General features: G+C 70.8%; 15 protein-coding genes. 8 read left to right on the top strand and 7 right to left on the bottom strand.

Going from position 1 to position 18,648, the window contains the following annotated elements; all coding sequences use genetic code 11:
• The first annotated feature begins 92 nt into the window (after positions 1-92).
• On the top strand, positions 93-449 hold the full coding sequence (queD, locus tag WQ56_RS02850) for a 6-carboxytetrahydropterin synthase QueD (RefSeq protein WP_047135546.1): 357 nt from the start codon (positions 93-95) through the stop codon (positions 447-449).
• Positions 450-676: 227 nt separating this feature from the next.
• Entirely contained in the window at positions 677-1,084 is a 408-nt protein-coding gene (locus tag WQ56_RS02855; protein ID WP_047135547.1) for a phasin family protein, read from the top strand.
• Positions 1,085-1,176: 92 nt separating this feature from the next.
• Here the strand turns inward: WQ56_RS02855 and ung are convergent, their stop codons facing one another.
• The 4 genes from ung to rhlB form a co-directional block, all read right to left on the bottom strand.
• The gene (gene ung, locus WQ56_RS02860) at positions 1,177-1,911 is read right to left on the bottom strand and encodes a uracil-DNA glycosylase (RefSeq protein ID WP_047135548.1); all 735 of its coding nucleotides are present in this window, start codon (positions 1,909-1,911) and stop codon (positions 1,177-1,179) included.
• Positions 1,904-2,854 carry a permease-like cell division protein FtsX gene (gene ftsX, locus WQ56_RS02865; RefSeq protein WP_047135549.1) on the bottom strand — a complete coding sequence of 317 codons (951 nt, stop codon included), beginning with the start codon at positions 2,852-2,854 and terminating at the stop codon, positions 1,904-1,906. The genes ung and ftsX overlap by 8 nt, the downstream gene beginning before the upstream one ends.
• Entirely contained in the window at positions 2,847-3,536 is a 690-nt protein-coding gene (gene ftsE / locus WQ56_RS02870) for a cell division ATP-binding protein FtsE (protein WP_047135550.1), read from the bottom strand. Before ftsE ends, ftsX begins: the two co-directional genes overlap by 8 nt.
• 193 nt (positions 3,537-3,729) lie before the next feature.
• Positions 3,730-5,508 carry an ATP-dependent RNA helicase RhlB gene (gene rhlB / locus WQ56_RS02875; protein ID WP_047135551.1) on the bottom strand — a complete coding sequence of 593 codons (1,779 nt, stop codon included), beginning with the start codon at positions 5,506-5,508 and terminating at the stop codon, positions 3,730-3,732.
• Positions 5,509-5,709: 201 nt separating this feature from the next.
• Between rhlB and trxA the strand changes: the two genes are divergently transcribed.
• Both trxA and rho read left to right on the top strand, forming a co-directional pair.
• Entirely contained in the window at positions 5,710-6,036 is a 327-nt protein-coding gene (trxA, locus tag WQ56_RS02880; protein WP_047135552.1) for a thioredoxin, read from the top strand.
• 221 nt (positions 6,037-6,257) lie between these two features.
• On the top strand, positions 6,258-8,015 hold the full coding sequence (gene rho / locus WQ56_RS02885; protein ID WP_047135553.1) for a transcription termination factor Rho: 1,758 nt from the start codon (positions 6,258-6,260) through the stop codon (positions 8,013-8,015).
• 643 nt (positions 8,016-8,658) lie between these two features.
• Here the strand turns inward: rho and WQ56_RS02890 are convergent.
• Positions 8,659-9,435 carry an AMP nucleosidase gene (locus WQ56_RS02890; RefSeq protein ID WP_047135554.1) on the bottom strand — a complete coding sequence of 259 codons (777 nt, stop codon included), beginning with the start codon at positions 9,433-9,435 and terminating at the stop codon, positions 8,659-8,661.
• Positions 9,436-9,607: 172 nt separating this feature from the next.
• Between WQ56_RS02890 and WQ56_RS02895 the strand changes: the two genes are divergently transcribed.
• Positions 9,608-10,984: an amidohydrolase gene (locus tag WQ56_RS02895; protein WP_047135555.1), complete on the top strand. Its 1,377-nt coding sequence runs from the start codon at positions 9,608-9,610 to the stop codon at positions 10,982-10,984.
• Complete coding sequence (locus tag WQ56_RS02900) at positions 10,981-12,297, top strand: amidohydrolase family protein (RefSeq protein ID WP_047135556.1); 1,317 nt, start codon at positions 10,981-10,983, stop codon at positions 12,295-12,297. Before WQ56_RS02895 ends, WQ56_RS02900 begins: the two co-directional genes overlap by 4 nt.
• Before the next feature lie 212 nt (positions 12,298-12,509).
• Here WQ56_RS02900 and WQ56_RS02905 read toward each other — a convergent pair whose 3' ends face one another.
• On the bottom strand, positions 12,510-13,175 hold the full coding sequence (locus tag WQ56_RS02905) for a response regulator transcription factor (RefSeq protein ID WP_047135557.1): 666 nt from the start codon (positions 13,173-13,175) through the stop codon (positions 12,510-12,512).
• Positions 13,176-13,185: 10 nt separating this feature from the next.
• Positions 13,186-15,144, bottom strand: a complete 1,959-nt coding sequence (acs, locus tag WQ56_RS02910; protein ID WP_047135558.1) for an acetate--CoA ligase — start codon at positions 15,142-15,144, stop codon at positions 13,186-13,188.
• A 233-nt stretch (positions 15,145-15,377) separates the two neighbouring features.
• Here acs and WQ56_RS02915 point away from each other — a divergent pair, with 233 nt between their 5' ends.
• Together WQ56_RS02915 and WQ56_RS02920 are read left to right on the top strand one after the other, a co-directional pair.
• A complete protein-coding gene (locus WQ56_RS02915) occupies positions 15,378-16,751 on the top strand; it encodes a DcaP family trimeric outer membrane transporter (protein WP_047135559.1) in 1,374 nt (457 codons plus the stop codon).
• 129 nt (positions 16,752-16,880) lie between these two features.
• A complete protein-coding gene (locus WQ56_RS02920; protein ID WP_047135560.1) occupies positions 16,881-18,542 on the top strand; it encodes an MFS transporter in 1,662 nt (553 codons plus the stop codon).
• Positions 18,543-18,648: the final 106 nt, after the last annotated feature.

Here is an 18,648-nt window from a genome sequence, read left to right on the forward strand (position 1 = left end):
CGCGCTTCGCCGCGGCCCCGCGAGCACCGGACCGCCACCCGCTGCGGCACGCCGCGATTGCCGCGCTGCCGGCCACGCTCGACAATGCCGCCATGGATATCTTCAAGGTCTTCTCCGTCGAGGCGGCGCATCGCCTGCCCAACGTGCCGCCCGGGCACAAATGCGCGCGACTGCATGGCCATTCGTTCCAGATCGAGATCCACGTCTCGGGAGAGCCGGGCGAGACGTCGGGATGGATCATGGATTTCGGCGACCTCAAGGCCGCGTTCGCGCCGCTCTACGCCCAGCTCGACCATCACTACCTCAACGAGATTCCGGGGCTCGAGAACCCGACCAGCGAGCGCCTGGCGATCTGGATCTGGGAACGGCTCAAGCCCGCCCTGCCGGCGCTGAGCGCGGTCGTGATCCGCGAGACCTGCACTTCGGGCTGCCGCTACACCGGGCCTTGAGCCCGGGGGCGGCCGGCGGCCTGCGCGTCCCACAGGCGTCCGCGACGTGCAGGCGCCGCGGTCGCCAACGCCGTGGCCGCGATGCCGCCGACGCGCGCAAGCCGTTGATCCCGTTACCAAACTGAATACACGACGACCGTTCGTCGGCTCGATGTTGCAATGCAACATGGCGGCGTTATGCTGCACTGCACAAACCCGGCAATCGCCGGCCCACGCAGGTAACCGCCATGTCCTACCAGTTCAACGAGCAGTTCACCGCCGCGTCGCGCCAGTTCGCCGATGCCGCGGCCCAGATCAACCGCCTGACCCTCGAGAACGTCGAGAAGGTGTTCGGCGTCCACTTCACCACGCTGGGCGAGAACGCCAACGCGACCTTCGCGTTCGTCAACGAGGCGATCGAAGTCCGCGATCTCGAAGGCGTCAAGGCGCTGTGGCCCAAGGGCGCGCAGATCGCCCGCGAGAACGTCGAGCGTCTGGTCAGCGCGGGCCAGGAAGTCATCGGCCGTACCGTGAAGACGCACGAGGCGATCGCCGAGCTGGCGAAGTCGCAGCTCGAGTCGGCCACCGCCGACGTCCGCGCGCAGGCCGAGACCGTCGCCAAGGCCGCCGCCGCGAAGTCCACCGCCAAGCGTTGACCGCCAGCGGGCCACGGCCCGCTGGCCCCCGAACACCCGGGCGCTCCCTCCCTCGCCCGGGCCGACCCGGCAGCTCGCGCTGCCGGGTTTTTTTATGCGAGCGAGGCCCGCGGTGGCAGCGACCAGTCGATCGGATGCTCGCCGCGACGTTGCAGGTAGTCGTTGGCGGCCGAGAAATGGCCGCAGCCCAGGAAGCCGCGGTGCGCCGACAGCGGCGAGGGGTGGGTGCTGCGCAGCACCCGGTGACGACGCGTGTCGACCAGCTTGCCCTTGGCCTGCGCGTAGCTGCCCCACAGCAGGAACACCAGGCCCTCGCGCTCGCGGTTGAGGGTGTCGACGACGTGGTCGGTGAAGCCCTCCCAGCCCTTGCCCTGGTGCGAGCCGGCCCGGCCTTCCTCGACCGTCAGCACCGCGTTGAGCAGCAGCACGCCCTGGCGCGCCCACGGCATCAGCCAGCCGTGGTCGGGCCGTGGCAGGCCGAGGTCGCGCGCGATCTCCTTGAACATGTTGTCCAGCGACGGCGGGATCCGCACGTCGGGGCGCACAGAGAACGACAGCCCGTGGGCCTGGCCGGGCCCGTGGTACGGGTCCTGCCCGAGGATCACGACCTTGACCGCATCGAACGGCGTCGCCTCGAACGCGGCGAAGATGTCCGGTCCCGGCGGATGGATCCGCGCACCGTCGGCGCGTCGCGCGCGCAGGAACGCCGACAGCGCCTGCATGTCGTCGCGGCGCAGCCAGTCGCCCACGTGCGCCTTCCACGACGGCTCAAGCCGGATCCGGGACCCGGCCTCGGCCTCGGCGACTGCCACGTGCGACTCAGGCATTGTCGGGCCGCGTCTGCCGCAGGAAGTGGCCGGTGACGATGCCGCCGCCGAGCCAGCCCAGGGCCGTCGAGCCGGCGAGCACCGCGAGCACGCCCAGCGGCCCGAACCCGCGCAGCGCGAACGCGGCGCCGTAGCTCGCTGCCAGCTCGGCCAGCGGCGCACGCAACGCGCTGGCCGCCGCGCCCAGCAGCGCAAGCGCGACCGCGCCGGCCGCCAGGCCGTACCACGCACCCAGGTAGAGGAACGGGCGGCGGATGAAGCCGTCGGTGGCGCCCAGCAGCTGCAGCACGCCGAGTTCCTCGCGCCGCGACTGGATGTCCAGGCGCACCGTGTTGCCCACGACCAGCAGCGCGCCCAGTCCCAGCAGCGCGGCTAGCACCCAGACCACGCGCCCGCCGAAACGCAGCCAGCCGTCCAGGCGCTGGCGCCACTGGGCGTCGTGCTGCACCAGTTCGGCCTCGGGCAGGCCGCGCAGCGCATCGGCCAGCAGCATCTCGTCGCCGGCGGGCGTCAGGACCAGCACGTGCGGCAGCGGGTTCTCGTCGAGCACGTCGATCGCCTGGCCGAACTCGCCGCGCTCGCGCAGCTCCGCCAGGCCCTCGTCGGGCGTGCGGTGCACCACGCTGCCGACGTCGGGGCGCGCGCGCAGCTCGCCGGCCAGCGCATCGGCACGCGCGGCGTCGACGTCCTGCTGCAGGAACACGCTGATCTCGCGCGAGGCGTCGATGCTGCCGCCGAGCCGGCCGACGTTGTCGAGCACCAGCCACAGGCCCAGCGGCAGCGCCAGCGCGACGGCCATCACGCCGATCGTCAGCGCGGTCGACCAGGGCTTGCGGAACACGCGGCCGAGGCTGGCGACGAAGCTGTAGACGTGGTGGTCGACCCAGGTGCCGACCGGGGATGCGCCGGCGCGGGCCGGCTGGTTGCGGGGCGCCTCAGGCATCGGCGAGGTCCTCGGGCGCAATGTCGTCGGCCAGCGTGCCGTGGTCGAGCACCAGCGTGCGCTTCTTCATGCGCTTGACCAGGCCCAGGTCGTGGCTGGCGATCAGCACGCTGGTGCCGCGCTCGGGCAGCTCGGCGAACAGCGCCATGATCTCGGCCGACAGCGTCGGGTCGAGGTTGCCGGTCGGCTCGTCGGCGACCAGCAGCCGCGGCTCGCCGACGATCGCGCGCGCGATGCCCACCCGCTGCTGCTCGCCGGCCGAGAGCTGCGTCGGCAGCGCGCGCTCGCGGTTGCCCAGGCCCAGGCGCTCGAGCACGCTGCGCACGCGCTTGCCGATCTCGCCGCGACGCTGGCCGCGCAGGATCAGCGGCAGCGCGATGTTGTCGAACACGCTGCGATCCGACAGCAGCCGGTGATCCTGGAACACCACGCCCACCTCGCGACGATGCAGCGCGACGCTGCGCCCGCGCACCTTCAGCAGGTTGCGCTCGGCGAACACCACCGCGCCGCGGCTCGGCCGCTCGGCCAGGTGGATCAGCTTGAGCAGCGTGCTCTTGCCCGCGCCCGAGTGGCCGGTGACGAACAGCATCTCGCCCGCCGACACGGCGAAATTGACGTCCGACAGCGCGACATGGCCGCCGGCGTACTGCTTGCTCACGTTGTCGAATCGCAGAACGCTCATGCGTACCAGTATCGCAGGGAACGCGTGGGCTGCGGCGTCGACGGCGCTCCCGTCCCTGCCGGTGCGCGCTCGCGCGCGACGAGGCGGCCCCGGGAGCGCCCGATCGCACGCATGCACGCTCGCGAGGGTCGTCGTCAGAACGCGAAAAGCCCCGCCGCAGCGGGGCTTCCGGTAGACGCGACCCGCTCCCGGATCAGCGCGTGTCGCCACCCGAGACCAGCCGGCGCAGGCCGCGACCGATCCGGCTCAGCAGCGACGGCGTCTTCTCGGCGGATGCGGCCGGCGCCTGGCGCTGGGTCGGACGGACCTCGCGCGGGCCCTGGCCACCATTGCCGCCATTGCGCGGCGCCGGCGCGACAGGCGCGGCTACCGGTGCGGCGGCGTCGGCCTGCGTCGGTGCGCCCTCGGCGCCCTCGACCTTCTGGCCGCGACGACGACGCCGGCGCTTGCGCGGCGGCTTGGACGCATCGGGCATCGCCTGGGCCACGGCGCCGGCGGCGTCGATGACCGGCGCTGCGGCTGCGGGTGCGGGTGCGGCCTCGGTCGCCTCGGCGGCGACGCCGTCGGTGGCCTCGCCCGCCGGCCGCGGCTTGCGCCGACGCGGCCGCTCGCCGCGCTCACCACGTTCGCCCGACGCGCTGCGCGGACCGCGGCCGCCGCCCGGACGGCCATCGCGACCACCGCCGCGCTTGGCGTCCTCGGCGGCACGCGCCTCGCGCACCTCGCGGAAGATCTCGCCCACGCTCTCGCCCTCGGCGGCATCGAGCTCGACACCCTCGCGCGGCTTGCGCGGCAACGCGGTCAGCAGTTCCTGGGTGACCGGCTCGGACGGGATCTTCTGCTCGATGTAGGCCTCGATGTCGGGCAGCGAGGTCGCGTAGCGCTCGCAGGCGAAGCTGATCGCGTCGCCCTCGGCGCCCAGGCGCGCGGTGCGCCCGATGCGGTGCACGTAGTCCTCGGCGTCGAACGGCAGGTCGTAGTTGAAGACGTGGCTCACGCCGTCGATGTGCAGGCCGCGGGCGGCGACGTCGGTCGCCACCAGCAGTTCGAGCTGGCCGGCCTGGAACTTCTTGAGCAGCGATTCGCGCTTCTTCTGCGGCACGTCGCCCGACAGCACGCCGACGCGGTAGCCCGCCTTCTCCAGCGCGCGCGCGACGCGCTCGACGAACGCCTTGGTGTTGACGAACACCATCGTGCGCGCGCCCTCGCTGCGCGACAGCAGGCCGATCAGCAGCGGCAGCTTCTCGTCGTCGGCCGGGTAGTACATGCGCTGGCGCACGCGCGCGGCGGTGATCGACTCGGTCTCCACGACGAGCTTCTCGGGCTCGTTCATGTGCTCGTAGGCGAGCTCGAGCACGCGGTGGCTCAGCGTCGCCGAGAACAGCAGCGTCTGGCGCTCGGTGCGCACCGGCATGCGGCGCAGCAGGAAGCGGATGTCCTTGATGAAGCCCAGGTCGAACATCCGGTCGGCCTCGTCGAGCACGCACATCTCGCAGGCGTGCAGGCTGACGACCTTGTGCTGCTTGACGTAGTCGATCAGCCGGCCGGGGGTCGCGATGATGACGTCCGCGCCCTCCTGCAGGATCTGGCGCTGCTTGTCGTAGTCGACGCCGCCGTAGACGAGCGCGAACTTCAGGCCCAGCTCGCTGCCGAACTTGACCGCGTCCTTGTGGATCTGGATCGCGAGTTCGCGGGTCGGCGCCAGGATCAGCGCGCGCGGGTCCTCGGGCTTGCGGTCGGCCAGCGCCGGGCGGGTCAGCAGGCGGTTGATCACCGCGACCAGGAACGCCAGCGTCTTGCCGGTGCCGGTCTGCGCCTGGCCGGCGACGTCGCGGCCGTTGAGGGCCAGCGGCAGCGTCAGCGCCTGGATCGGGGTGCAGCGGGTGAAGCCCGCGCCTTCCAGGCCGGCCTGCAGGGCCGGATGCAGCTCGAAGGAGGCGAAGGTGAGGTCGGTCAGGGGTTTGTCGCTCATGCGTAGGTCTGTATCCGGGCGTCGCCGGCAGTGGGCGCCGCGTGCTTGCGTGGGAGGCATCCGCAACGCAGACTGCCTGGATGCAGGACGCGTGGGTCGTCCCGCGGATGCGCCGCCTTGATTCGGGCCGACGATCCCCCACTTTACCATCCATCCCGGCGCCGCTGCCGCAGCCGGCGCCTCCTTGATCCGGAGAAGCCCGTGAGCGAACGCGTCATCCATGCCACCGATTCCGACTTCGACGCCACCGTGCTGCAGGCCGACGTGCCGGTGCTGGTGGACTTCTGGGCGCCTTGGTGCGGGCCCTGCCGGATGATCGCCCCGGCGCTCGACGAGCTGGCCGGCGACTACGCCGGGCGCGCCAAGGTGGTCAAGGTCGATGTCGACCAGAACCAGGCCACCGCGCTGAAGTACCACGTACGCTCGATCCCGATGCTGCTGGTGTTCAAGGACGGCCAGGTCCACGGCACCCAGATCGGCGCCGTGGGCAAGGCCCAGCTGGCCCAGCTGATCGACAAGGCGCTCTGACCCCCCGGCGGCCTTCGAGGCCGCCGCGAGCGGCCCCGGCCTGAATCGCCGCGGCCGCAGGCGCTTGCCGCCGCCCCCGCGGCGATGCTAGGTTTGCGCGACTCCGGCAGGCATTCGCCTGCCGCACCCATCTGAACTGCACCCGCCGGGCGTGACGTCCCGGCCCTGCCCGTTTCCACCTTCCGCCCTCCGGGCGCTCGCACCGAGCGAGGATCCTTCTCTTGTCCGACAACACCCCCGACGACGCCGGCACGCCGGCCGGCGACACCGCCGTCAAGCGCGTCCGCAAGCCCCGCGTGGCCAAAAAGGCCGCCGAGCCCGCTTCCGACGCCGCCCAGTCCCAGCTCCAGCTTCCGGCCCAGGACACCGCGCCTGCCGCGCCCGCCGCGCCGCGACCGGCGGCCGACGCGACGCCCCCCGCCGATGCGCAGCGCGCCCCGCCCGCCCGGACCGGCGATGCCGCGCCGCAGGACGGCGCCCCGCGCGGCGAGCAGCCCCGCAACGGCGGCGAGCCCCGCCAGGGCGGCGAGCAGCGTCCGCAGCAGCAACAGCCCTACCAGAACAACCGCCAGGATCGCCAGGACCAGGGCAACCGCCGCGACCGCTTCAAGAACCGGCGCGACCGCCAGCGCGGTGGCCGCGACGACGGCCTGCCGCAGGACGGCGGCAACGACCACGCGCAGCGCCTGCCGCCGCCGAACGTGCCCGAGGGCTTCCCGCAGTACTCGCTGAGCGACCTGAAGCGGATGCCGGCGCACAAGCTGCTCGACATCGCCGACCAACTCGCGATCGAGGGCGTGGCGCGCGCGCGCAAGCAGGACGTGATCTTCGCGCTGCTCAAGGTGCTGACCCGCCACGGCGAGGGCGTCGTCGCCGACGGCGTGCTCGAGATCCTGCCCGACGGCTACGGCTTCCTGCGCGCGGCCGAGGCCAGCTACCTGGCCGGCCCGGACGACGTCTACATCTCGCCCAGCCAGATCCGCCGCTTCAACCTGCGCACCGGCGACCATCTGCTCGGCCGCATCCGCTGGCCGAAGGACGGCGAGCGCTACTTCGCGCTGTCGGTCGTCGACACGATCAACGGCGAACCGCCGGAAGCCAGCAAGGGCAAGGTGCTGTTCGAGAACCTGACCCCGCTGTTCCCCCGCAAGCGCTTCAAGCTCGAGCGCGGCGACGGCTCCAGCGAGGACATCGCCGGCCGCGTGCTCGACCTGATGGCGCCGCAGGGCAAGGGCCAGCGCGCGCTGATCGTCTCGCCGCCGAAGGCCGGCAAGACGATGATGATGCAGCAGGTCGCCAGCGCCATCACCTACAACCACCCCGACGTGCACCTGATCGTGCTGCTGATCGACGAGCGGCCCGAGGAAGTGACCGAGATGCAGCGCACCGTGCGCGGCGAGGTCATCAGCTCGACCTTCGACGAGCCGGCCGCGCGCCACGTGCAGGTCGCCGAGATGGTGATCGAGCGCGCCAAGCGCCTGGTCGAGCACAAGAAGGACGTGGTCATCCTGCTCGACTCGATCACCCGCCTGGCTCGCGCCTACAACAACGTCGTGCCGAGTTCGGGCAAGGTGCTCACCGGCGGCGTTGACGCCAACGCGATGCACCGGCCCAAGCGCTTCTTCGGCGCCGCGCGCAACGTCGAGGAAGGCGGTTCGCTGACGATCATCGCCACTGCGCTGGTCGACACCGGTAGCGCGATGGACAAGGTGATCTACGAGGAGTTCAAGGGCACCGGCAACTCGGAAGTCCACCTCGACCGCCGCATCACCGAGAAGCGCGTCTACCCGGCGATCAACGTCAACCAGTCGGGCACCCGCCGCGAGGACCTGCTGATCGAGCCGGAGCTGCTGCAGAAGATCTGGATCCTGCGCAAGCTGCTGCACCCGATGGACGAGATCGCGGCGATGGAGTTCCTGCTCGACAAGATGAAGAGCACGAAGTCCAACGACGAGTTCTTCTCGTCGATGAAGCGCTGAGGCCTCCGGGCACGAAAGAACGCCCCGCATCGCGGGGCGTTTTTTTGGCTCTTCTCTCAGATGCGGGAATCGGAGTGCCGCTTCGGATGGGCAGCAGCCCGCCAGCCGGAAGCCGCTCTCCCCTCGGTCAAGGCATCCTGCCTTGACTCGGGCGCGCGCCATCCATGGCGCGCTTAACGCGGCCACCGGCCGTCGGTCTACTGCTGCGGACGTATGCAGCCCGATTTCGAGTAGACGCAGAGTCGCCCGCTGGAAGAAGTCGTGCGCCTTCGGCCTCAGTGCGTCGTGCTGGCCGGGGATTGCGATAGCGGGCCATGGATGGTCCGCGGCGGCGAGTCAGCCATGGGTGAGTGTGGGCTGCTCGCGCGGCATGCCGCGCAGCCCACACGAACGCCCGGCGTGCTTCGCCGGGCCGGACCGCGGAGCGGGCTGACCGAGCCGGGGAGCAGTTCCCGGCCGGCGCGACGCGCGCCCCGAAGACGAACGCCATCGAGTGCAGAGCAAGCTTCCCCGGACTTCGGCGAAGAGCCTTTTTGTCCGACTTCCCCGGGCTGGCGGCCCCTCTGCTCCGCCACCGGCTCACGCCGTCTCGGCCTTCAGTTCCAGAAACCGCCCCGAGCGGAGACAGCTCCCCTGCGATGCCTCACTCGTCGAAGCGCAGATGCCGGACGGACTTGCCGTGGCGCCGGATCAGCTTCAGCGCCTCGATGCCGATCTGGATGTGGCGCTCGACGAAGTCCGCGCTCACCCGGGCATCGGAGGCCTCGGTCTTGACCCCTTCTGGAATCATCGGCTGGTCGCTGACCAGCAGCAGCGCACCGGACGGGATGCGGTTGGCGAACCCGGCCGCGAAGATCGTCGCCGTCTCCATGTCGATGGCCATGCAGCGCATCGCCCGCAGGCGTTCCTTGAACGCGTCGTCGTGCTCCCAGACCCGGCGGTTGGTGGTGTAGACGGTGCCGGTCCAGTAGTCATGGCCGAGGTCGCGGATCATCGTCGAGACCGCGCGCTGCAGCGCAAACGCCGGCAGCGCCGGCACCTCGGGCAGCAGGTAATCGCTGCTGGTGCCCTCGCCGCGGATCGCCGCGATCGGCAGCACCAGATCGCCGAGCTGGTTCTTGCGCTTGAGCCCACCGCACTTGCCCAGGAACAGCACCGACTTGGGCATGATCGCCGACAGCAGATCCATCATCGTCGCCGCGTTCGGGCTGCCCATGCCGAAATTGATCATCGTGATGCCGTCGGCGGTGGCGCTGGGCATCGGCCTGTCGAGGCCGACGACCTCGGTGCCGGCCAGGCGGGCGAAGTGGTGCAGGTAGCCGCCGAAGTTGGTCAGCAGGATGTGGTCGCCGAACTGGTCCAGCGGCACGCCGGTGTAGCGCGGCAGCCAGTTGCCGACGATCTGTTCTTTTTCTTTCATCGTCTTCTCCGTTGTCCCGCCCGCATTCTCGCACCGCGACGGCGACACGCGTGGCGCCAACTGCGCGCGCAGTCGCAGTGCGCAGCGTGACGACGCGGTTACACTCGACCTGCTTCGTTTCGCCGGCGCACGCACGCGGCGCCGCCTTCACCATCGCTTCGGGGAGTTGTCGATGTCTCGCCTGTTGTCCGCCGCCCTGGCGGCCGCCCTGCTGGGCGGCTGCGCCACCACCGCATCCTCCGGATCGTCTGCGCATACGTCCGCGTCCGCGCAGACGCCCTATGCCAGCACCTATGCGCCGATCGCCGCCGCACCGGTGCTGATCAGCGGCGCCACCGTGCTCGTCGGCGATGGCCAGCGCCTGGACGGCGCCGACGTGCTGCTGCGCGAGGGCCGCATCGCCGCGGTCGGCCGCGGGCTCGACGTGCCGGCCGACGCGCTGCGCGTCGACGGCACCGGCAAGTGGGTGACCCCGGGCCTGATCGACGTGCATTCCCACCTGGGCGTGTATCCCAGCCCCGGCGCACGCGCGCACAGCGACGGCAACGAGGCCACCGCGCCGATCACCGCGCAGGTGTGGGCCGAGCATTCGGTGTGGCCGCAGGATCCCGGCTTCGGCGCGGCGCTGGCCGGCGGCATCACCACGCTGCAGATCCTGCCCGGCTCGGCGAACCTCGTGGGCGGGCGCGGCGTCACACTCAAGAACGTCGCCGCCACCACGGTGCAGGACATGAAGTTCCCGGGCGCGCCCTACGGGCTGAAGATGGCCTGCGGCGAGAACCCCAAGCGCGTCTACGGCGAGAAGGGCGGCCCGGCCACGCGCATGGGCAACGTCGCCGGCTACCGCGCGGCGCTGATCGACGCCGCCGAGTACCGCCGCAAGCAGGCGGGCGACGCGCCCGGCAAGCGCGACCTCAAGCTCGAGACGCTGGCCGGCGCGATGGACGGCGACATCCTCGTGCACATCCACTGCTACCGCGCCGACGAGATGGCGCAGATGCTGGATCTCGCGCGCGAGTTCGACTTCCGCATCACCGCGTTCCACCACGGCGTGGAGGCCTACAAGATCGCCGACCGGCTGGCCGCCGAGGGCGTGTGCGGCGCGCTGTGGGCCGACTGGTGGGGCTTCAAGATGGAGGCCTTCGACGGCATCCAGGAGAACATCGCGATCGTCGACCGCGCGCCCGGCGGCTGCGCGATCGTGCATTCGGACTCCGACGAGGGCATCCAGCGCCTCAACCAGGAGACGGCGAAGGTGCTGGCCAGCGCCAGGCGCGCCGGGCTCGACATCGCGCCCGAGCACGCGATCCGCTGGCTGACCGAGAATGCGGCCCGGTCGCTGGGCGTGCTCGAGTCCACCGGCACGCTGGCGCCCGGCAAGATGGGCGACGTGGTGCTGTGGAACGGCAACCCGTTCAGCGTCTACGCGCTCGCCGAGCAGGTGTGGATCGACGGCGCGCACGTCTACGACCGGTTCGATCCGTCGCGCCAGCCGGTGACGGACTTCATGCTCGGCCAGGGTGCGGCCGCCGCCGGAGGTGCCCGATGAGCCGCCCTGTCCCGACCCGACGCTTCCCGCGCGCGATCGCGCGCCTGCTGTGCGTGGGCGCGCTCGTCGCCGCCACGCTGCCCGTCGCCGCGCAGGACGTGCTGATCCGCGGCGCGACGGTCCACACCGCCGGCCCGCAGGGCACGCTGCGCGAGGCCGACGTGCTGGTGCGCGGCGGACGCATCGCCGCGGTGGGCACCGGGCTGTCGGCGGCCGGCGTGCCGGTCGTCGAGGCCGGCGGCCGTCCGCTGACGCCGACGCTGTTCGGCGGCGTGACCGGGATCGGCATCGAAGAGGTCTCGGGCGAGCGCGGCACCCGCGACGACCGCCTGTCGCTCGGCCAGGCCGAGGACATGGTCGTGCGGCCGGAGTTCGACGTCACGCTGGCGTTCAATCCCGACTCGATCGTGATCCCGGTCGCACGCGTGGAAGGCATCGGCTTCACGCTGCTGTCGGCCGGCAACGCCAATGCGATCGTCGGCGGCCAGGGCGCGGCGATGCGCCTGGACGGCAGCGTCGATCCGGCCGGGCCGAAGGTGCTCTACCTGGCGCTGGGCAGCGCCGGCGCCGAGCAGAGCGGGCAGTCGCGCGCGGCGCAGTGGATGCTGCTCGACCAGCTGATCGACGAGGCGCGCGGCCGGCTGCCGGCCGATTCCCACGTCGCGTCGCTGACGCCGGCCGGCAAGCGCGCGCTGGCGCCCTACCTCGATGGCCAGGGCACGATCGTCGTCGGCGTCAACCGCGCTTCCGACATCCGCCAGTTGCTGCGCTGGAGCAAGCGCCACGGCCTGCGCATCGCGATCCGCGGCGGCGCCGAGGCCTGGAAGCTGGCGCCCGAGCTTGCGGCCGCGGGCGTGCCGGTGTTCGTCGACCCGCTGGTCAACCTGCCGTCGGACTTCGACCAGATCGGCGCCACGCTCGAGAACGCCGCGCGCCTGCATGCGGCCGGCGTGCGCGTGGGATTCGCGCAGGCCAGCGATGCCTCGCACAACGCCCGCAAGCTGCGCCAACTCGCCGGCAACGCGGTCGCGCACGGCCTGCCGTGGGACGCCGGGCTGGCCGGCCTCACGCGCGTGCCCGCCGAGGCGTTCGGCGTCGACGCCGCGATCGGCACGATCGCCGTCGGACGCACCGCCGACCTGGTGCTGTGGTCGGGCGACCCGCTGGACGTGGCCCACACCGCCGACCAGGTGTGGTTCGGCGGCCGCGCGATCGAGATGCGCTCGCGCCAGACCGAACTGCGCGACCGCTACCTGCCGCCGGCGACACCGGCCAGCGAAGGCGGCCTGCCGCGGGCGTACCGGCACCGCTGATCGCCGCGTTCCGCAGGCGTGCGCAAGCGCGCGCCTACGGCGGCCATAAGAACATCAGTGTGTCGGGGGGGCGGACCGTCGTGCGCATATCCGCATCGCCGATCGCTCCACGACCTGTAGGAGCGCGCTCGCGCGCGATGGCGCATTCCTTGGAAACCCATCACGCGTTCCGTGGAAGACCCATCGCGCGCAAGCGCGCGGCTAAAGCGCCTTCAACGCGCGTCGGGCGGGATGCCGTCGAGGTCGGGATCGACCGCGAGCTTGCCGGCGATCAGCACCGCCTGGGTGCGGTTGGAGGCGCCGAGCTTGCGCAGCACAGCCGTCATGTGCGCCTTGACCGTGGCCTCGGAGACGCCGAGCTCGTAGGCGATCTGCTTGTTGAGCATGCCGTCGCCGAGCATCTGCAGCACGCGGAACTGCTGCGGGGTGAGGTCGCGCAGCCGCGCAGCGACATCGTGCTCGCCGGCCGAGACCGCCGGCGCGGAGACCGCGGCCTCGGGCACGAATCGGTCGCCGTCGAGCACCTGTGCGACCGCGCGCCCGAGCGTCTCGGCATCGGCCGACTTGGGCACGAAGCCGGCCGCGCCGTGGTCGAGCGCCCGGCGCATGACCGCCGGCTCCTCGCGCGCGGACACCATCAGCACGGGCAGTTGCGGGAACTGCGCGCGCAGGTGCACCAGCGCGCTGAAGCCCTGGGCGCCGGGCATGTTGAGGTCGAGCATCAGCAGGTCGGCGTCGGGCTCGGCCTCGACCATCGCGTACAGCGCCTCGGCGTTGTGCGCCTCGCGCAGCCGGGCATCGGGCACGGCGCGCGAGATCGCCCCGCGCAGGGCCTCGCGGAACAGAGGATGGTCGTCGGCGATCAGCAGGGTCGTCATCGGGGCGGGGTCAGGCGTTGGGGACGTACCGCTCCTTGACCAGCGCGTCGACGACCGACGGGTCGGCCAGCGTACTGGTGTCGCCGAGCTGGTCGGGCGCGTTCTCGGCGATCTTGCGCAGGATGCGCCGCATGATCTTGCCCGAGCGGGTCTTGGGCAGGCCCGGCGCCCACTGGATGTGGTCGGGCGTCGCGGTCGGCCCGATCTCGCGGCGCACGTGCGCGACCAGTTCCTTGCGCAGTTCCTCGGTGTACTCCTCGTCGGCCTTCAGCGTGACGTAGGCGTAGATGCCCTGCCCCTTGATGTCGTGCGGGAATCCGACGACCGCGGCCTCGGCGACCTTGGGATGGAGCACCAGCGCGCTCTCGAGTTCGGCGGTGCCGATGCGGTGGCCCGACACGTTGATGACGTCGTCCACGCGCCCGGTGATCCAGTAGTAGCCGTCCTCGTCTCGCCGGCAGCCATCGCCGGTGAAGTACATGCCCGGATAGGCCTTGAAGTAGGTGTCGATGAAGCGCTGATGGTCGCCGTAGACGCTGCGCATCTGCCCCGGCCACGAGTCGGTGATGACCAGGTTGCCCTCGGCCGCGCCCTCGAGGATCGTGCCGTTGGCGTCGACCAGCGCCGGCTGCACGCCGAAGAACGGCTTGGTCGCCGAGCCGGGCTTGGCGTCGATCGCGCCGGGCAGCGGCGAGATCAGGATGCCGCCGGTCTCGGTCTGCCACCAGGTGTCGACGATCGGGCAGCGCCCGTCGCCGACGACGTCGGCGTACCAGCGCCAGGCCTCGGGATTGATCGGCTCGCCGACGCTGCCCAGCAGGCGCAGGCTCGCGCGCGAGGTCTTCTTCACCGCCGCCTCGCCCTCGCGCATCAGCGCGCGGATCGCGGTCGGCGCGGTGTAGAAGATCGTGACCTTGTGCTTGTCGATGACTTCCCAGAAACGCGACACGCTCGGGTAGTTCGGCACGCCTTCGAACACCAGCGAGGTCGCCGCGTTCGCGAGCGGCCCGTAGACGATGTAGCTGTGGCCGGTCACCCAGCCCACGTCGGCGGTGCACCAGTAGACGTCGTCGTCGCGCAGGTCGAACACCGACGCATGCGTGTAGCTGGCGAACAGCAGGTAGCCGGCGGTGGTGTGCAGCACGCCCTTGGGCTTGCCGGTCGAGCCGGAGGTGTAGAGGATGAACAGCGGGTCTTCCGCGTTCATGCGCTCGGGCTCGCAGGTGTCGGGCTGCGCATCGACGACCGCGTCGTACCAGCGGTCACGCGGCATCTGCATGTCGACCGCACCGCCGGTGTGGCGCACGACGAGGACGGTCTCCACGCTCTGCGTGCCGGGCAGCCTGAGCGCGGCGTCGACGTTGGCCTTCAGCGGCACGCGCTTGCCGCCGCGCATGCCCTCGTCGGCGGTGATGATCAGCTTGCTGCCGCAGTCGCCGACGCGGTCGGCGATCGAGTTGGGCGAGAAGCCGCCGAACACCACCGAGTGCACCGCGCCGATGCGGGCGCAGGCGAGCATCGCCACCGCGGCCTCGACGATCATCGGCAGGTAGATCGTGACCCGGTCGCCCTTGGCGACACCGAGGTTGCGCAGCGCGTTGGCCAGCCGGCACACGCGGGCGTGCAGTTCGCGGTAGCTGACGTGGCGCGCCCCGGTGTCGGGGCCGTCGGGCTCCCAGATCAGCGCGGTCTTGTCGCCGTTGCGCGCCAGGTGGCGGTCCAGGCAGTTGACGCTGACGTTGAGCTCGCCGTCGTCGAACCAGCGGATGCGGAAGTCCGACAGGTCGTAGCTGACGTCGCGGATCCGGGTCGGCGGCCGGTACCAGTCGAGCCGCTGGGCGACCTTTCCCCAGAAGGCCTCGGGATCCTGGACCGACTGCGCGTAGTCGCGCTCGTAGTCGGCCCGGGTGATGGTGTCGGGACCGGCGAAACCGGCCGGAACCGGGTGGAGTTCTTCGGGACTGGACATCGGGACATCTCCCCTTCTTGCACGTCGCGCCAGTGTGCCGCATTCGTCCGCCGGCGACGCTAGGACCTTGGTCTAGCAGGGCGGCCCCGTCTGCGCATGGCGACCACCGGCCCTGCCCGCACCCGGCCGCACTTCGACCAATGGCGAATGGGCGGGCGGCGCGCGGCCATGCAGTCTGCGTGAAGGACCGCGCGCCGGTTCGACCAGGCTCCACGCATCCCTCGGGAGGGGACATGACACAGACCATCGCCGCGAAGGCCCGTCCGCGCCTGCTCACGGCCGCCGTGCTCGTCGGGCTCGCGCTGCCGGGCGCCGCGTTCGCACAGACCGCCAAGGAGCGCGAGCTCGAGGCCCGGATCGCCCAGCTCGAAGCGCAGGTGCAGGCGCTGCTCGGCCAGCAGCAGCAGACCGCCGCTCAGGTGCAGGAGGTCCGCACCGCCCAGGCCTCGACCCCGGCCGTCGCCGCCGCACCGGCCGGCAGCCAGCCGATCCAGGCCACGACGATCACCCCGCAGGCCAACCCGGGCACGACGTTCACGGTCGGCGGCATGATCCGCGTCGACGGCATGGCCACCAAGACCACCGACGGCGACATCGCCAAGGGGACGGCGGGGCGCGACTTCTACGTGCCCGGCGCGATCCCGGTCGGCGGCGAGGGCCCGGACACCTACATGGACGCGCACGCGAAGTTCTCGCGGCTGTGGTTCGACGCCAGCACGGTGCTCGACTCGGGCGACAAGCTTGGTGCGCGCGTGGAGATGGACTTCTTCGGCGGCACGCTCGGCAACTCGGCGGCGACCAACACCTACGGCGCCACGCTGCGCCACGCCTACCTGACCTACAACAACTGGCTGGTCGGCCAGACCTGGTCGAACTTCATGGACACCAACGCGCTGATCGACGCGGTGGACTTCGTGGGCCCGACCGACGCGGTCGTGTTCGTGCGCCAGCCGCAGGTCCGCTACACCAGCGGCCCGTGGACGGTGTCGGTCGAGAGCCCGGAGACGACGGTGCAGCCCTACGGCGGCGCGGCGCGGATCATCGCCGGCGACAACAGCGCGATCCCCGACGTCATCGCCCGCTACACCCACAAAGCCGACTGGGGCCACGTGAGCTTCGCCGGCATGGCGCGCCAGCTCAAGTACGAGCCCGCACCGGGCCTGGACAGCACCGACACCGGCTTCGGCGCGACCGTCAGCGGCCTGGTCAAGCTGGGCGAGCGCACCGACATCCGCTACCAAGTCAGCGGCGGCGAGGGCATCGGCCGCTACATCGGCCTGGCGACGATCCAGCAGGACGCGATGGTCGACGCCGCCGGCAACCTCGACGCGCTCGGCGGCTGGGCGGGTTACTTCGGCCTGCGCCAGGTGTTCAGCCCGACGGTGCGCGGCAACCTGTTCTATGCCCGCTCGCAGTGGGACAACGACATCGCCTGGACCGGCCCGGGCGTGACCCACAAGGTGCATTCGGTGCACGCCAACATGATCTGGTCGCCGGTGCCCAAGCTCGACTTCGGCGTCGAGGCGATCTGGGGCGAACGCACGCTCGAATCGGGCGCCGACGGCGAACTGATGCGCCTGCACACGATGGCCCGCTACTCGTTCTGATCCACCCCGGCGCGGTCGCCGCATCGACCGCGCCGGACTGCGCTCGCGCGCCTGCCGCACGCACGACCGGACCGCCGGCATTCCGCCGGGGCCGTCCATCCCACGCACGCTTCGGAGGGGAAGCTTCCCATGTCCAGCACGACCGCCAACGCAGCGCCCAAGGGCGCGCTGACGAAAGGCCACAAGAAGGTCATCTTCGCATCCAGCCTCGGCACCGTTTTCGAGTGGTACGACTTCTATCTCTACGGTTCGCTCGCGATCATCATCTCGCGGCAGTTCTTCAGTGGCGTCAACGAAACCACCGGCATGATCTTCACGCTGCTGGCGTTCGCCGCGGGCTTCTTCGTCCGGCCGTTCGGCGCCGCGTTCTTCGGCAGCCTCGGCGACCGAATCGGGCGCAAATACACGTTCCTGGTCACGATCCTGATCATGGGCATCTCCACCTTCCTGGTCGGCGTGCTGCCCAGCTACGCCTCGATCGGCGTCGCCGCACCCGTGATCCTGATCGTGCTGAGACTGGCCCAGGGCCTGGCGATGGGCGGCGAGTACGGCGGCGCGGCGACCTACGTCGCCGAGCATGCCCCGGCCGGCAAGCGCGGGCTGTACACCAGCTTCATCCAGACCACTGCGACCCTGGGCCTGTTCCTGTCGCTGGCGGTGATCCTGGGCTGCCGCTGGATCCTCGGCGTCGAAGCGTTCGAGGATTGGGGCTGGCGCATTCCGTTCCTGGGCTCGATCGTGCTGCTGGGCATCTCGGTATGGATCCGCCTGCAGCTGTCCGAATCGCCGCTGTTCCAGGAAATGAAGGCACAGGGCAAGGGCTCGAAGATGCCGTTCCGCGACTCGCTCAAGGGCGGCAACTTGAAACTGATGCTGCTGGTGCTCTTCGGCGCGACCGCCGGTCAGGCCGTGGTCTGGTATGCGGGTCAGTTCTACGCGCTGTTCTACCTGCAGAGCATGCTCAAGGTGGACCTCACGGTGTCCTACCTGCTGATCGCCGCTGCGCTGCTGCTGGCCACGCCGTTCTTCCTGTTCTTCGGCTGGCTGTCGGATCGGATCGGCCGCAAGAAGATCATCATGGCCGGTTGCCTGATCGCTGCGGTCACCTACATCCCGATCTTCAAGGGCATCACCCACTATGCCAACCCGGCGATCGAGGAAGCGAGCACCAACTCTCCTGCCGTCGTGGTCGCCGATCCCAAGACCTGCAGCTTCCAGTTCGATCCGGTGGGCATCCGCAAGTTCACCAGCTCGTGCGACGTCGCGACCGCCGCGTTGACCCGCGCCGGCGTGCCCTACAGCGTCGAGGCGGCGCCGGTCGGCTCGCTGGCCCAGGTACATGTCGGCCAGACCGTCGTCACGTCCTATGAGGCCGAGGGACTGGCAGGCGATGCGCTCAAGACCCAGCAGGGCGAGTTCGGTGGCGTGCTGAAGGCGGCGCTGACCCAGGCCGGTTACCCGGAGAAGGCCGCCACCGAGCGCATCAACGTGCCGATGACGATCCTGCTGCTGTGGATCCTGGTGCTCTACGTCACGATGGTCTACGGCCCGATCGCGGCCTACCTGGTCGAGCTGTTCCCCACCCGGATCCGCTACACCTCGATGTCGCTGCCCTACCACATCGGCAACGGATGGTTCGGCGGCTTCCTGCCCGCGATCTCGTTCGCGCTGGTGGCCGGCACGGGCAACATCTACTACGGCCTGTGGTATCCGATCGGCATCGCGATCATGACCCTGGTGATCGGGACGTTCTTCCTGCGCGAGACGCGCAACGTCGACATCACCAAGTAGCCACATCGGCGGGGCCAAGCGGCCACGCGAGACCCGAACGCCGGCCTTGGGCCGGCGTTCGTCGTTCAAGGCGTCGGAGTCGCTGTGTCAAAAGACCGAAGGCACG

Source organism: Luteimonas sp. FCS-9 (genome assembly GCF_001014645.1).
In the GTDB taxonomy this organism is placed as follows: domain Bacteria; phylum Pseudomonadota; class Gammaproteobacteria; order Xanthomonadales; family Xanthomonadaceae; genus Luteimonas.